General features: G+C 42.6%; 19 protein-coding genes and 2 pseudogenes. All 21 read right to left on the bottom strand.

The window, feature by feature from the left end; all coding sequences use genetic code 11:
* Positions 1–72: 72 nt before the first annotated feature.
* On the bottom strand, positions 73–1,608 hold the full coding sequence (locus tag BMY78_RS04040; RefSeq protein WP_090894920.1) for a PH domain-containing protein: 1,536 nt from the start codon (positions 1,606–1,608) through the stop codon (positions 73–75).
* Positions 1,605–2,102, bottom strand: a complete 498-nt coding sequence (locus BMY78_RS04035; protein ID WP_090894918.1) for a PH domain-containing protein — start codon at positions 2,100–2,102, stop codon at positions 1,605–1,607. Before BMY78_RS04035 ends, BMY78_RS04040 begins: the two co-directional genes overlap by 4 nt.
* A gap of 113 nt (positions 2,103–2,215) precedes the next feature.
* Positions 2,216–2,776, bottom strand: a complete 561-nt coding sequence (locus tag BMY78_RS04030; RefSeq protein ID WP_090894916.1) for a GNAT family N-acetyltransferase — start codon at positions 2,774–2,776, stop codon at positions 2,216–2,218.
* A 28-nt stretch (positions 2,777–2,804) separates the two neighbouring features.
* The gene (locus BMY78_RS04025) at positions 2,805–3,227 is read right to left on the bottom strand and encodes a hypothetical protein (RefSeq protein WP_090894913.1); all 423 of its coding nucleotides are present in this window, start codon (positions 3,225–3,227) and stop codon (positions 2,805–2,807) included.
* A 200-nt stretch (positions 3,228–3,427) separates the two neighbouring features.
* Positions 3,428–4,204: a hypothetical protein gene (locus tag BMY78_RS04020; RefSeq protein WP_090894912.1), complete on the bottom strand. Its 777-nt coding sequence runs from the start codon at positions 4,202–4,204 to the stop codon at positions 3,428–3,430.
* 109 nt (positions 4,205–4,313) lie between these two features.
* Positions 4,314–4,469 carry a hypothetical protein gene (locus tag BMY78_RS32735; protein ID WP_177185646.1) on the bottom strand — a complete coding sequence of 52 codons (156 nt, stop codon included), beginning with the start codon at positions 4,467–4,469 and terminating at the stop codon, positions 4,314–4,316.
* 223 nt (positions 4,470–4,692) lie between these two features.
* Positions 4,693–5,025 (bottom strand): HIT domain-containing protein, encoded by a 333-nt coding sequence (locus tag BMY78_RS04015; protein ID WP_090894910.1) that lies wholly within the window; start codon positions 5,023–5,025, stop codon positions 4,693–4,695.
* 20 nt (positions 5,026–5,045) lie between these two features.
* Positions 5,046–5,495, bottom strand: coding sequence for an NUDIX hydrolase (locus tag BMY78_RS04010; protein WP_090894908.1), 450 nt, complete (start codon positions 5,493–5,495; stop codon positions 5,046–5,048).
* Positions 5,496–5,538: 43 nt separating this feature from the next.
* Complete coding sequence (locus BMY78_RS04005) at positions 5,539–6,135, bottom strand: HD domain-containing protein (protein WP_090894906.1); 597 nt, start codon at positions 6,133–6,135, stop codon at positions 5,539–5,541.
* A 32-nt stretch (positions 6,136–6,167) separates the two neighbouring features.
* Entirely contained in the window at positions 6,168–7,019 is an 852-nt protein-coding gene (locus BMY78_RS04000; RefSeq protein ID WP_090894903.1) for a GNAT family N-acetyltransferase, read from the bottom strand.
* Positions 7,019–7,816, bottom strand: coding sequence for an inositol monophosphatase family protein (locus BMY78_RS03995; protein ID WP_090901997.1), 798 nt, complete (start codon positions 7,814–7,816; stop codon positions 7,019–7,021). Before BMY78_RS03995 ends, BMY78_RS04000 begins: the two co-directional genes overlap by 1 nt.
* Positions 7,817–7,990: 174 nt before the next feature.
* Positions 7,991–8,989: a phosphotransferase gene (locus BMY78_RS03990; protein WP_177185645.1), complete on the bottom strand. Its 999-nt coding sequence runs from the start codon at positions 8,987–8,989 to the stop codon at positions 7,991–7,993.
* Positions 8,973–9,428, bottom strand: coding sequence for a GNAT family N-acetyltransferase (locus BMY78_RS03985; RefSeq protein WP_090894898.1), 456 nt, complete (start codon positions 9,426–9,428; stop codon positions 8,973–8,975). The genes BMY78_RS03990 and BMY78_RS03985 overlap by 17 nt, the downstream gene beginning before the upstream one ends.
* 87 nt (positions 9,429–9,515) lie before the next feature.
* A pseudogene (locus BMY78_RS33180) lies at positions 9,516–9,584 on the bottom strand (cytidine deaminase); the annotation flags it as partial.
* 19 nt (positions 9,585–9,603) lie between these two features.
* Positions 9,604–10,329 (bottom strand): annotated as a pseudogene (locus BMY78_RS03980) (aminoglycoside adenylyltransferase domain-containing protein); the annotation flags it as partial.
* A 26-nt stretch (positions 10,330–10,355) separates the two neighbouring features.
* Positions 10,356–11,249 carry a PhzF family phenazine biosynthesis protein gene (locus tag BMY78_RS03975; RefSeq protein WP_090894893.1) on the bottom strand — a complete coding sequence of 298 codons (894 nt, stop codon included), beginning with the start codon at positions 11,247–11,249 and terminating at the stop codon, positions 10,356–10,358.
* Complete coding sequence (locus tag BMY78_RS03970) at positions 11,246–11,845, bottom strand: GNAT family N-acetyltransferase (RefSeq protein WP_090894890.1); 600 nt, start codon at positions 11,843–11,845, stop codon at positions 11,246–11,248. The genes BMY78_RS03975 and BMY78_RS03970 overlap by 4 nt, the downstream gene beginning before the upstream one ends.
* Positions 11,846–11,969: 124 nt before the next feature.
* Positions 11,970–12,479: a GNAT family N-acetyltransferase gene (locus BMY78_RS03965; RefSeq protein ID WP_090894887.1), complete on the bottom strand. Its 510-nt coding sequence runs from the start codon at positions 12,477–12,479 to the stop codon at positions 11,970–11,972.
* Positions 12,480–12,499: 20 nt separating this feature from the next.
* Positions 12,500–13,066, bottom strand: coding sequence for a histidine phosphatase family protein (locus BMY78_RS03960; protein WP_090901993.1), 567 nt, complete (start codon positions 13,064–13,066; stop codon positions 12,500–12,502).
* Between the two features lie 115 nt (positions 13,067–13,181).
* Positions 13,182–13,367: a hypothetical protein gene (locus BMY78_RS03955; RefSeq protein WP_090894885.1), complete on the bottom strand. Its 186-nt coding sequence runs from the start codon at positions 13,365–13,367 to the stop codon at positions 13,182–13,184.
* A 66-nt stretch (positions 13,368–13,433) separates the two neighbouring features.
* Positions 13,434–14,282, bottom strand: a complete 849-nt coding sequence (locus BMY78_RS03950) for an adenylyl-sulfate kinase (protein WP_090901990.1) — start codon at positions 14,280–14,282, stop codon at positions 13,434–13,436.
* Positions 14,283–14,316: the final 34 nt, after the last annotated feature.

The following is a 14,316-nucleotide window of genomic DNA, read 5'->3' as shown; positions in this document are numbered from 1 at the left end:
GTTATTTCTGTCCTCACAAATTAAAGGCAAGTGCACGGTTAACTTAGTAGTCTTCCTGCACTTGCCTTTAGATTAACAGGTCTGGACGTTCTGGCTCCGCTCCATATACCACAACTGAAACGCTTCTACGGCCTCAACCGGTATATCGTTTAGCGTGTGATGCAGAACAGGTTTGGCACGATTCACGGTTTGAATCGAAGCAACTCCAAACCAGCGTTGCAGCAGACTCCGGGTAATCTGTACCTCAATGACTTTCTCCCGCTTGGAGATGTATAGTGTTGAGGTTAATGCACCCGTTCGCAACTGGATAAAGTTCTGATTCAGCACGTATCGTGTATGGAGAAAATCAGTTAGTCTGCATATGACAATCCACAGTAACAGAATAGCGGAAATCATCCACCATGCCTGATCCTGTCCCAGAATCGGCGGTTTGAAATAAAACAATAATCCCGTTGCAATAATCCATACCCAGCTTGGTGTGAGCATGCGCAGCCATAATGATTTTCGTGGAAGCTTCTGCATCTCCTGCGTAACCTGATAGGATGGCAAAATCTCCGAGATCATATCGTAAGCTTGCTTCACAGGCAGAAAAGGATAGAGCGAGTTAACTTCCTGTTCGGTTTCTCCCACACCACCTGCTGTAGTTAGTTCCACTTCTGCCAATCCTAGCAGTCTTTTCATCGGAGACTGCGTGATTTTCACCGCCTGAACTCGTTCTTTCAGGATCGAAAATGCGGTCTGTTCCAACATGCCCTTCGTAATGTAGATACGTTTGCGATCAGAGGAGATTTGGAAATCACCATACTTCACAAAGGTTCTAACAATACCTAGCATAATGGAAACAGCAATAAGTCCTGTGATGATCAATGCGGTAATCCACCAGGTATCCAGCCACGTTAATAGGATGCTCTCCGTCACTTTTTCATCGGGAAAGAAATCTTTCACCGACGAATAGAGCGATCCCAGAATCGGAATAAGTACCAGAAAGCTGAGCGAGGTAAACGAAGCTTTGAATATATCTTTTCGGGTGGACTTGTAATGGACAATCCGTTCAAGCCCCTCTTTTACAGTTAGTTGAATATCTTCTTCCCGTGTTACGTGTTCAGGTGCTGTCTCGGGTTCTTCGTTTGGTTGTACAGCATCACTGGCGACATTCGCTTCCGACATATGCCCTGCAACGACCTTTTCAAGCCGATCCGATTCCGAAAGCGAAACGACTTGCAGCTGAAAAGTAGCATCGTCTCCTTTGATGCCCGTCTCAAAACGAATGGATGTGACTCGGAACAAACGATGAAACAGCGACGTATGCCGGTTCACGTTCTGAATTTTGGTATAGGGTATCGTTCTTCTTGTGCGATTAAACACCCCACTGTAGATCTGAAAAGCCTTATCATCTGCGGTATAACGTAGTGTAAACCAACTCCAGATAATGCTTATCACACTAAACGCGATAGCCACATAGAAGACGATTCTGCCATACATAATCCACGTGGACGCCGAGCCATGACGGAGAATAAATAAAAAAACGATAAATGCAAAAGAATTTTTCACCAGTTTCCACAAACTCCAGAGCATGGCTAACGGGTGTTGTCTTTTCATCTCGTTCATTCATCCACCTCATTAATCCTTGCATACGACGCAATCTGATTACGCAGTTCAAGTGCCACTTCCTCTGGCAGCGCCGGGATCGTATGAGATGAACCCATCGTGCCAACCGATACAGAATATAGGCCATATTTTCTCAAAAGGGGACCTTGGTTCGTCGTGACGGATTGTACTTTGGCCATGGGAATGATCTGATGTACCTTTTTCAAAGCCCCGTGTTTCAATTGCAAGAACTCTTCATTCGCATCATAATACCAATGCTTGTATAACAATGAAGGCCGGATAAAAATTTCCCACACCGCATACAGCACTGAGATGGCAGTCACTCCCCACAGCAACCAACCAATCCACGCCTTCCATCCATAGATGGAATCCAGAACCAGCAGAGCTGCAAGCACAATCAACCCTATTCCGTTCGATATAACCGCACTGATTCTCCATATGGTTATGGCATCCGGCGATAAACGTTGCTCGGGTGTACTCTGTATGTACTGCATATCTTCACTCCTTTTTCTTACTGTACGAAGAATAGTCCTCTATCGATGCAGAAAGATTGACTTAGTAAAAGAGATGACCCCTGTTCAGTACAGGTCGTCATCTCTTCGTCATTTTATTTTGCAGCAAAATCCTTCACATCGCATAACCACACCATATGGTCCGTGCCTTCACCCCAATAGTTCTTTGCCACGGCATAGGGTTCTCCAAACTTCCGCTGCCATTTCTTCTGCGCTGTCCGGTACCCACTATCCAGGCAAAATTGCGTAATCTCACGCCTCTGAAGTTCAGTAGCCAAAGCCTGAATGAGAGCAGAGCCAATTCCCTGACCCTGAACCTCTGGCAGAACGTAGAGACTACCCAATTCCCCTACTTGGTTCAGTTGGTGGTCTGTGCATTCTTGAATCTCCTCGCCGCAAGGTCCGTAGGAAATGGTGCCCACGACAGTATCTTCCCTTTTAGCTATTAGAAAGAAGACACTCGATTCCTTGTTGTTTTCAGGATGCAAAGCTATGTGAAGCATCGCTTTTTTGTGTTCAATTTCATCCCGTATGTCTTCGTGCAGGGCACCCAGCCCTTCCTGTGTAAATGCATTCGTAATGGATGTCTCGAATACCTGGCAGGCACCCTTCATATCCGATGCTGTTAAAGGTTGAATGGTAATCAGGTGACTCATATGACCGTCTCTCCGTTTCAATAGCTAGTCAGTCCGTATGACTCTGGATCAGTTTCCTTACTTTGTTTGCATCCTCAATGGGTATGCTGTATCCCACGTGGGTATCCTCATGGTTAACTAGAAGGGCTGACTGCTTGGGATCTTTGCCTATGGAAAAATCATACTTCGTTAAGGAGCCATCTGCATCTGTTAAGCTCATCTTGTATTCCACGCTATAATCAAGACTTCCCGCTATACGCTCCGCTTTGTTTATAGCCTCGATTACGATTCCAATCTCAACCGGATCTTCGAATTTCACATCCTCGCACGCTTCAATCGAGAAGTTGGGGTTGCAGGTTAATGTAATGAGCGAAGGCAGAGCTTCTTTCGGGTTAGAAATAGTTTTAATTGGATGATTGCAGGCTGCAAGGAGCATTGCGAAGAGAACTAAGAGAATCCTTGCTTTTTTCATTAGCATATACCTCCCGGCTCAACTAAACACATACTACTCACTCTCTAAGCAATCATCTGTGTTTAGCTCTAGATGCTTATGCTCGCATGCTGCAGCTCGGTGTCCCATCCTTGGAGCAGTACTTTTAAACGCTGGACAGTATCGGCCACGAAAGCCCTTATCTTTACGTCCGTAATGAATTCGGGAACTATACCCGGTGTTCAACCCTGCACTCGCTCTGTTTGTATCCTCTCAAATAACTGCTCCAAATCCGTATGAAGATCCGGCTGTTCGTTAACGAGCAGACTTATGTATTCCGACCCGCATTCATAGAAAACAAGACGATTAAACGGAGCTGAATCCCCCATATGATTGATTTCCAATCCCAATTTCTCCCGAATTCGATTCTCCAGATAGCGCGCGTAACCTTCGTTCCATTCCAGCCAGTTGAAGTACTCACCTTGTTCTTCACTCAAAGAGCTGAACAGGGCCACTCTCGCCTCTTTCACTTGCAAGAGATCCTTACTCTTCAAGGCTGATACCAACGAAGTGATCCGCTGGACAACCGTCTCATTGTCATAAGGAAACTCATAATCTAGTTCCCATGTTACACGTTTGATTTGCTCCATCTTACGTTTGATCTCAAGACGGTCACCAATGTCGGTATACTGCTCATATACGTAACAATGGACAAACTCATGAAAGAGGTAGATTTTCTGCTCAAAATTTTGGAACGCCGCATCCGTCACCACTGCGCACATCCGCCCACCCATGTGATGCACCGGGAACGCTGCAAGGCACTCATCGGGAATGTTCAGGTCATCCGGAACGGTTTTTACCCATTCATATTGCTGCGTCTTGGACGAATAATCATACATATATAACAAAGATTCAAATTCCACAACAACGGGATAATACTCTGCGAATAAGGGATGTATACTGACCAAATCTTTTTGAAGCTCCTGCAATTCGTTGATTTGCTCTAAAAAAGTATCCATGTCATTTACCCTCTCTTTAGTTGAATGATAAGTTAATCATATCAATAGAACAACAATAAAACACTGAGAGAAAAATGATAATTCTATTGTTGAGTGATATTTCTAAAGCTTAGAACCGTTCTCCTCGTTTCTCATATAGATAAATGTCCAACGCCTGAATCCCGCGTTTAGCAAGTTTGATAAATAAAATAAAGGCATATACACCCAAACCGAATAACACCAAGTTAAATAAAACTGCGAATGTTGAAATGAATGAAAAGCTCATCACACTTCCTCCTTTTAATCACCGTAATTCATTCATAATTCATATGATCATCATGATTTATAAATAGTCCAAATTATTAATTCACCAACCTATTTTAGCATATTTTACCTTAAGTTACTTTCTTCAAACCATTTTCACATTCTTGATAGGCTGAATTCTAATCATTGCAGTCAAAAAATCTTCCCCCGAACATCCGGCAGGAAGACTTTACTTAAGACTTATTTTATTGGATACGTTCACCGCTTACCACATGCCAGTGTTGATGCTTCGAATCCTGGTAAGTGCCCAGGTTAGTTACGATTTTGGAAGAACCCGTCTGGACAACCATGTCCGCAGCAACCTTTTTGATAACGCGCATAATTTCCAATAATAGTTCATCATTATTTTCTTCTTCCTGTGAAATGAACGATTGGATATGGATCTTTGGAATAACAACAATATGATGCTTGTAGTATGGTCGGGTATGATGATAAGCCAGCACCTTGTCACTTTCCATGACAATATTTACTTGGGTATTACCACTAAGCACTTCATCACAATAAAAATCCTGTGTCATATACGATCCCCTTTTACTACTTAGTTAATATATCCCGCTTTTTTCAGCACATATTCCGTGAACGGATTAATCTCTGGGATTGGCATACTCAGATCAAAATATCGCAGTTCCAGTCCTTCATCATCCATGACGGTTGGTTCGCCCTGAATTTCAGTAGCTTCATAGACTGCCATGACATTATACACTTCATCTCCATGCGGATACTTGTAATACATGTCCTGACCTGAGAAAACGGTAATGAGTTTATATGCACCCGCTCTCAGTCCAGCTTCCTCATATAATTCACGGGCAGCAGCTTCCTCCAAAGATTCTCCCGGTTCCAATGATCCGCCAAGGGTTCCCCAATCCAGACTATCTGTACGTCTTTGCAACAGCAGATGGCCCTGCTCATTGAAGACCAACACACATGAACCAGCCATGATTAGAGGGCGCGAACCCACCAGCTTTCTCAACTCCATGATATATCCCATAAAGATTCTCCCCTGTCTGTGATCAGATAAGTTCAACGTGTCTCTAAGACTTGGATTTAGTTAAGATTCCCTGGTCTACGGAATTTTGGATAATTTGCTGTGCGTACGTCCACAATGTCTCGGAACCGTTCTCAATCTCCCGATTTTTATTTAACACCTGTTCACTTGTAATATTGTATTTCTGCCACGTATCTCCCTCATTCTGATGATTGTGGATCAACGGCTGCAACCGATCCATCGAAGAGGCAAACTGTGCTTCGTGGGTCTCCTTTGCCTCGAACTCCAGCCACAGGTTCAACAGTTCTTCGGCCTGTTCCTCAGGTAATATCCCAAACAGTCGATGCGCAGCCTTGATCTCGCGTTCATATTTATCCGTATGACCTACTGTATCGTAGGCAAATGTATCTCCGGCATCGATCTCAACGAGGTCATGAACGAGAAGCATCTTAATAACTTTGAGAATATCCACCTCCTTGTTGGAATGGCTCTGCAAAATCAAGGCCATCATCGCCAGATGCCAGGAATGCTCTGCATCATTTTCAAGTCTGTCTCCATGGATGATTCTCGTTTTTCGTTCAATCGTTTTCAGTTTATCAATCTCAATTAGAAATTGAATCTGCTCCTGTAATGTTTCGTTCATTTAAGTCTCCTTTCAGCCTTTTTTCAAACCCATCAAGAAAGATTGTACCAGTAAACTCTGTAATCAAAGTTCAGTGACATACCTACACCCTCTGCCAAGCGTATTGAACCTACATTATCTGGGGAACAGTCCCAATACGGATGAATACCTTTAATCCTACATTCTTCTACAAATGCTCGCGCTACCCGTGCACCGTAATTCCTTCTCTTGTAGGTTTCGATAGTTTCAATATCAATTGCATGCCACTGATCTGATATAAACGCCGAAAAGCAAACACTCGCGATATCCTCGCCTTGTACTGCAATGTATCCAAAGCCATGTTCCAAGAACTCATCCATGTTATCCCAAAAGCGTGAGACTTTGTCCTTCAGAAAAGATAGATTGTTAAACTTCCCTGCTTTCAGTAATGCCTCATCTAATTCGAGAAGCCTGACAACCTCATTCTGAGAAGTATACCCTTCATGAATAACCGGTTGACTTAGATGTTCAGTCTTTCTTTGGTCTGAATCCAATGTAAATACATGCTGAATATCGCTATAGAGCTCTTTATTCGTGGCCATATAATGAAGCACATCTTCCCAGCTTTCATCCGCCACACCTACCTCGACTGTGTGGATATTTAATCTTAATAATTCAGGTTCTATATGTTCTTTCATGAACTCTTCCAAGTCGTTCAGAAAGGGTTTACTTCGGGCGTCTCCAATCAACTGGAAACCGCTTTGTCCCTTCACCCAAATTAATGCTGCTGTGATATTCGATGCATCATCAACGTAGATTCGGCCAGGATTCAACCCAGATACCACGGCCTTCACCTCAATATTGCTGTTCAAGTCCGCGAAGTGCCTTACCTTATAGAATTCATGCTTATTAAGCTCGCTAATCATCAGTTCATTCCCTCCCGAACGACACTAAGTAAATACTCACGATGATCCGGATGACAGGCAATCAGATATGGCTCTGAATTCATACCATCAAAGGGAATCCCTTCAAAATCCATAACAATGGCACCTGCTTCTTTCGCCATTAATATGCCCGAATACAGATCGTCTCCTTCCGAATTGTAGAGCACAATGCCGTCAATATCCCCCTTAGCTAACATGCACCACTGTAAGGTTGGAGCCCATAATCGCATCATTCGTTTGAAACGAACATCGAGATGTTGACGTAGCCGTACAGCCTTCTCCTCATTTTGCACCTGATGCCCCTGAATCCATCCAATGGTCCCTTTATGAATCTGCTCTTTCTTTTGGACTTTCATGGGGTTCAGATTACAACTTGCCCCATTCCCACGTGATGCCACAAACAAACGATCCACCAGAGGTTCATAAATAACCCCGAGAACAGGTTCTGAACGATACATTAATGTAATGGAAACGGAAAATATCGGTAGGCCAATGGCAAAGTTGTTTGTTCCATCTAACGGATCAATCATCCACAGCCAGTCACTCTTCTGTCCGTTATGCCCCCGCTCTTCACTATGGATCTCATGATCGGGAAAACTTATGCTAATTTCATCACATATTATCCGCTCTGCTTCATGATCTACTTCAGTAACAACATCGCCAAAGATGCCCTTCTCCTCTGCGCAGGTGATCTGATCAAAATGATCTTTGGCAACTTTTCCGGCTCTTCGAATGACTCTCTCCGCAATCTCTTGGGCTAAACGAATGGTTTGTTCGATGACCATCACTCCGTTCGGTTACTTGATCTGTATTTTCGCATTCTGGACAAAGCTCTTTTGGCATTCGTCTGTACATCGGGTGATCTGCTAGAGCATATGTTTTTCATTCTTATTGGGTATAGGTTGATCCCTAAGGATACCCTCAGTCTCTGACTCATAGTAATCGTTATTGAATCAGACCAAGTATCTATGAAACAATTCTTGAATTTTTAAATCATGCTTATGTAGCCAGTTTATATTCCGCTCAAATTGATTAAGCATAAAGTTAAAGTTTTGCTCAATCGTCACTCCCGCATAATGCTGACCAATATAAAAATGAAGCACCGCTATAAAATAGATTTGGGTAAGTAACGGTAAGTAATTGATTTCCACAGTGGAGTGTTTACGTTCATTTGAATACCCTTGAAGAAAAGCCTCAATCATATCCAATGCCCCTTCGGATTCCTGAATCATATGATTGAAGCTAATCGCCAATTCCATGAACGCAACATCCGTCCCCATAAAATCAAAATCCAGTACGCCTATGATCTCATCGTCACGAGAGAGCAAATTATATACCAACAAATCATGATGAACGAGTTGACTCGGCAGCACTTCCAAAGAAAGGTTGGATGTCTCCACATCAGTAATCATCCTTTTGTAAAAAGAGTACATTTCATCTGATAATTCAAGAGGTGAATTTTCAAAAAAAGTCTTAATTGACTGACGATTAGCTAAAGGATGAATATCATATATTTTGCTAAATGATATCCCATGATAGCCGTTTTTTTTGGTTTGAAGCTTACTCATCTCAGAAGAGAACGTTCCCACCAATCTACCAAAATGTTTAGCTTTTTTCAGATCAGACAAAGGAGGTATAGAGCCCTCTATAAAATTAGTAATAGCTGCAAGAGACCCATCGTTTAAAACGACGAAATTCTCTCCAGATAAGGTATGAAGAAAGACAGGTACCTGAAACGATAAATGTCTGCCAACAAGAAATGTCGTCACCTGAGTTTCGAGCTCAATACTATCGATCGTTTTCATGTACTTATTATAGATTCGAACGATATACTTCTGCCCATTCATTTCAAGGACTTGGGTTGTATTGGTCAGTCCAAATGGGACGGCTTTCAAGACATACTTCGCTTCACAGAAATAATGTTGAAGAACTTCATCAAATTTGATGTTCATAGATCCGAGTCTCTTCATCATCGAGCAAATATCCATTACCGATATACGCCCAGTTATTTTTTTCATAATAGTCCGTCAAATCCGTACATAAATACAACTTGTCGTAGCCCTTCGTCTTCACCTCATTAATCGCATGATTCTGTAGTTGCCCACCCAGGTTCTTGCCTCGGTATTCTGGATCAACATGAAGGCAGGCAAACCACGGGAACAGATCCTGCCGACTATTCAAATCACTTCGTAACAGAGCATATCCTCCAACAATCCTGTCTCCATCCAACAGTACATAAAATCGGGGTACATCACTCTCGGTTTCCACGGAACGCTCTATGCAATCCCGGTAAAAATGATAACTTGATTCCGAGCCCCACTGCTTCCAAAAATAATGTACAGCTGTCTGCAGCATGTCCGGCTTTTGCCGAATATCAACAATCTCAAACATCACACTCTACCTTCCTTATTATATTCTTGTATATTTTTGTGGTAATAGCTGCCCAATCGTTGTTTTAGAATAACCCTCTTCTCCCTACAAGATGACCTGTGTGTCCTTCCCATAATCACTAATCAGTTCTCTGCAAATACCGCAAGGAGATACCACTTATTTCGTTCAACATGTACTTCGCATAATCCAGAAGTAAATCATTACTTAGATTCACGCTTTCCAGCTCTCCGTTATACTTTGCGAGACATTGTGAGATGACTTCTTTGTACTTCGGTAAAATATGAATGAGTGCCCACTCGCCTGCTTCTCGCTTGGAGTATATTACTGAATCTTGCATATACAATAGAACCCGTGATAGGTTCAAAACATAGTAGACAGGATTCTCCGTTATTTCTTCCATAGCTGAACCAACGTCAGATGTAATAGAGGCCAGCATATATTCACGTTTTACGGGCTGGAATAATTCCTTAATCGGTTTGCCGACAAGCACAATTCCACGGTCAACAATAACGGCCAGATGTGCTACCAGATCCGGATCTTCGTATCCACCGCAAAGATATTGATCATCAGTTCTATACTTTTCTCGGTGATACCCCGAGTAATGAAACTCAAATGGAGTCGGAAACGTCAGTTTAGCAACCGTAGACTCCAAAACAATACTAAGTTCAAATCCTGTGACAATGTGCATTTCATCTTCTATCTGCATCAATTTCTTCGCAATACTTCGATAGGTATCAGCAGACAGCTGCTCCCGGCATACCACCAGTATATCGATATCGCTTTGATTGGGATGGAAGCACCCCATAGCCATGGACCCGTGCAAATAAATTCCCACCAGGGAATCCGAACATTCTTCTTTTAACAAATGAGTAACTGTATGTAGTACCGCCTGTTCATCCACCTAAACCCACTCCTTCATTTACGTTGTTACGTATCTAACTCCACTTTCATTTCCTCCACAAAAACAGCCGTGCCTTGTATTCTGACATCCATGTCCTGTCCATCTCTGACCACACTGACAAGAACTTTCCCATCTCTGCCAACCTCGTGTCCTTGCTCCACAACAAAAAGAGCCTGATCCATCTCAGAATTCATATACTCCAAATAATAGGCACCCATCACACCGGATGCTGTTCCCGTAACCGGATCTTCCGTAGTACCCGAAAAGGGCGAAGAAAAATGTCTGGCATGCATTAGAGCATCTGAATCGCGGGTTTCCAGCGTAAAGGGATGCAAAGAAGCTTTCGGATTTTCAACTAATATCTCAGGGAATAGAGAAGAATCCGGTTTCATTTGTTGGAAAGAAGTCAGTTTACGAATCGGTATCAATAACGTCCAGGTACCCGTAGTTCCATAGACGATGGGTGTGGATAGATCAAGATCATCCATGGTTAGATTAATCGAATTTGCCAGCTTCTCTAAGTCACCTTGGAATGGCAGGAAACGGGGCTGATCCTGCTTCATCTCAATGTTGATCTTATCGCCATCCTGCTGGAACTGAATCGGCAATATGCCTACATTAGTCTCAATGGTAATAGACTGCTTATCCTCCAGTAGCCCTCTAGTCTTTAACCCATACATGGATGCCATCGTGGCATGCCCACACAGATTAATCTCATGACCAGGTGTAAAATATCGTAATCTAACATCTGCTACCTCGGAACTTATCACGAAAACCGTTTCATTAAAGCCAACTTTATGCGCAATCTGCTGCATCGCTTCCTCACTGAGCGAATCGGCATGAAAAACGACTCCAGCCGGGTTACCTTTACCAGGAACCATCGAAAAAGCATCATAATGATATACATTGATTTCACTCATTGTAGACCCACCTTCCACTTGACAAGACCAACTTGGTCATCGGAATTTCTCCCTCTTCGTTCAATAAACTCTTTTTCTAAAATGGAGAAGAAATATTGATCCGTCCATTGGTTGTTCCACCAAAGTTCTTCCTTGAACACGGCTTCCCGTGTCATCCCCACATGCTGCATCAGCGCAGCAGATCGGACATTCTGAGCATTGCACATACCTATAACTTTATGGGCGTGTAACCCGTTGAATGCAAATTCTAATAAAAGTTTCGTAGCCTCACTGCCGTAGCCGTTCCCTACATAATTCGGAAGCAGCGCGAATCCGAGTTCCCAGCTTTTTCTATGACCTACATAGCTCCACATCTGGATAAGACCAATTGGTTCTCCCTCGGGATCTTCCAAACGACGAATAATGAAATCATAGGCATACGGTTCTTCATCCGTAGTTGAAAAATGACTACGATATTTATCACGAACTTTCTCAGTATCCGTTTCAACGTCCTCTTCAAAGCTCCATATACTTGCATCACATTCAAGTGTGCATATAAAGTCGAGGTCCTGTTCTGTGACAGGTGTTATTCTTATCTTCTGTCCCGCGAACTCCATTTCAATTTACCTCCTTTTTTTGTTTAGGCCGTCGTTTCCATAGAACTATTGCATCTGCCCATTCATATATCTTCTATGACTTGAAGATGCATCTTGAGCCCAATTGATCTTGAACTTTGACCGCTTACAAAATAAACTCTTCCTTATTCAACGTGTAGTAGAACAAGTCACCTTTCAACTCATCGGCTTTTGAAAAATGCATCTTAACTAACAGGTTCTGTGACCGAATGTTGGCCTGCTCTACTGTGGCTTCAATAAAATCAAGATTCATAACATCCCAACCAATTTTGATGATTTCGATTAAAGCTTCTTGCATTAAACCTTGCCCCCAATAGGAACGGGATAAATCAAATCCAAGCTCCGCGCTTGACGGTTCGCTTTTGGCCCAGCAGTGAAATCCGACTGTACCGAGGAAATGATTATTTACTTTATTGAACAGACCATACCTGCAACCTGAATCATCCATATGAAATTGTATGATTTCTTCTGCTTCTTTTACGTCACGGCAAGGCTCAATATCCATAAATCGAGCTATCTCTGGATCAGCAAAATGCTTGAATACAGACTCACGATCCGCCAAAGTCAGCTGTCTAATATACAATCGGTCAGTTTCTATTTCGGGAAAAGGTTTCATGTGCATATGTCCCTTCTTCTTTAAAGGTTATTGATCGTGTAATGACCCGCCTCACCGAGAAAATCACTTCGGGTTAACCCCTGCTCTCCAAGAAAAACTCTATAACTTGTTATCGTACCATCATGTGAAATGATAAAAGTACTCCCGCTCTGCTCTCTGCACCATTGAATTAGCTGTCCAGCATAAACCTCAAATAGATATTCTTCCATTCGATTAATCCCATCCAACCAGCAATCAAGTCCAAAATCCAGAATTCGGAGCTCCGCATACTGAGCATTTAATTCATCTTTCGAATAGATCTGATCACAGCGCAGAACGGGGAACTCCGGATTTTGAGGGAACATTCTCGGGCCAACGAGTGGACAGACTGTCAGTTTATCACTGGATGTTAAGAGGAATGCCGTTTCTATCGTTCGTTTTGAAGGACTCACCAAAACGAGGTCTTCCGGTAAGATTTTAATCTGCTTTCGCAATTCAGTCGCCTGCCTCTTTCCTTGTTCAGTGAGTCCGGGATGCAACTGGTTTAGCTGATGAGGATAATGAAGCAAATGTTCAGCGTGACCATGACGAATAAATGTGATATTCATAAACTCCTCCAATTTCTGAACGTAATGTTTAATGCTATCTATGTCACGCTGATGACTCCGGATCATTTTTTCAAAAACAACGGATAAACCTCCATCATTTTGAATGCATCCAGGTTTACTTTGCCGACCAACCAGAGGACAACCCCTCCACAAATCCATTAACAAACGATGGAATAAAAAGTACAATCAACAAAATCAAACTCCCTATGCCCCATCTGATTAATGTTTTGCGTTTGTTCCTTAAACCTACGATGAACAATATCGCGGTAATGACAATTAGTGTTGCCTCGAGAATTAACATGAAAATAAACCTCCATTATGTATGGTATTGCCGTGCTAAGAAATCTTGTACTTGTACTTTAGTATCTCAAAGTGAAACTTTCAGGATCTTCTCCAGTTCCTCCTGGCAAGCAACGCGGTTATATTCCGAATTGTCCAGCCAGTGTTTGTCCATCTTCAGTAACTGATAAATCTCGGTCTCCAACTCTTTTCTTGCCTGAAGAACCTTCACCGTGCCCTCAACACCATGATATCCTTCCGCCAGCCCCCATCCTTGGTTTGTGTAATATTGTACGAATCCATCTGACCATTCCTTAGGTCTTTCCTGGATTGCCTTGTCAAAGGTATGTGCAAGATCCTCCTGATGAATATAGATTAGTAGCGGATTTAATGGTTGAACGATGCGCTCCAATTCCAGAACATATTGCACGTTTTCTTCTCTGGATTGATTGTATTTCACCAAACCTATGGTCAATGGATTTTGAATAAAACAACATTCGAATATAGTGATGGAATCATCATCCGCACTTATCACGCTTTCGGTAAAACCCCGCCATTTTTCGGTGATCAGCTTCATATTTTGTTCAAAAGGTAGTTCGTAAATATCTTTGCTGAATATCTCCTGCACCACATGGTCAGGAAAATCCACTCCAAATTCCTCTTTCATTTTGCGATACGGAATCAGGAAACCATCCTCATAGACTGCAGCTCTGCTCTCCAATATATGTTTACATGCCTCGTGAGCATCCACCAAAGACCTGAACTCTTCCGCAGAATAAAAGGCTACACCATCATAATCAGCAGGGTGATCCAGATTCCCTTCCTGGATGAGTTGCACCTTTTTGCCTTGCTCAGTCAGAATCTCGGATACCATCTTGGCAATCGTCGACTTTCCTGAACCCGGTAATCCCTCAATAAGTATCAATTGTTTCGTCATGATTTCATCACCCTTTACTTCATTTCCTTCAGTT

Source organism: Paenibacillus sp. OK076, from assembly GCF_900110055.1.
Lineage (GTDB): Bacteria > Bacillota > Bacilli > Paenibacillales > Paenibacillaceae > Paenibacillus.
Note: the sequence above shows the minus strand (reverse complement) of the source record. Positions and strands in the feature narration are given on the sequence as shown.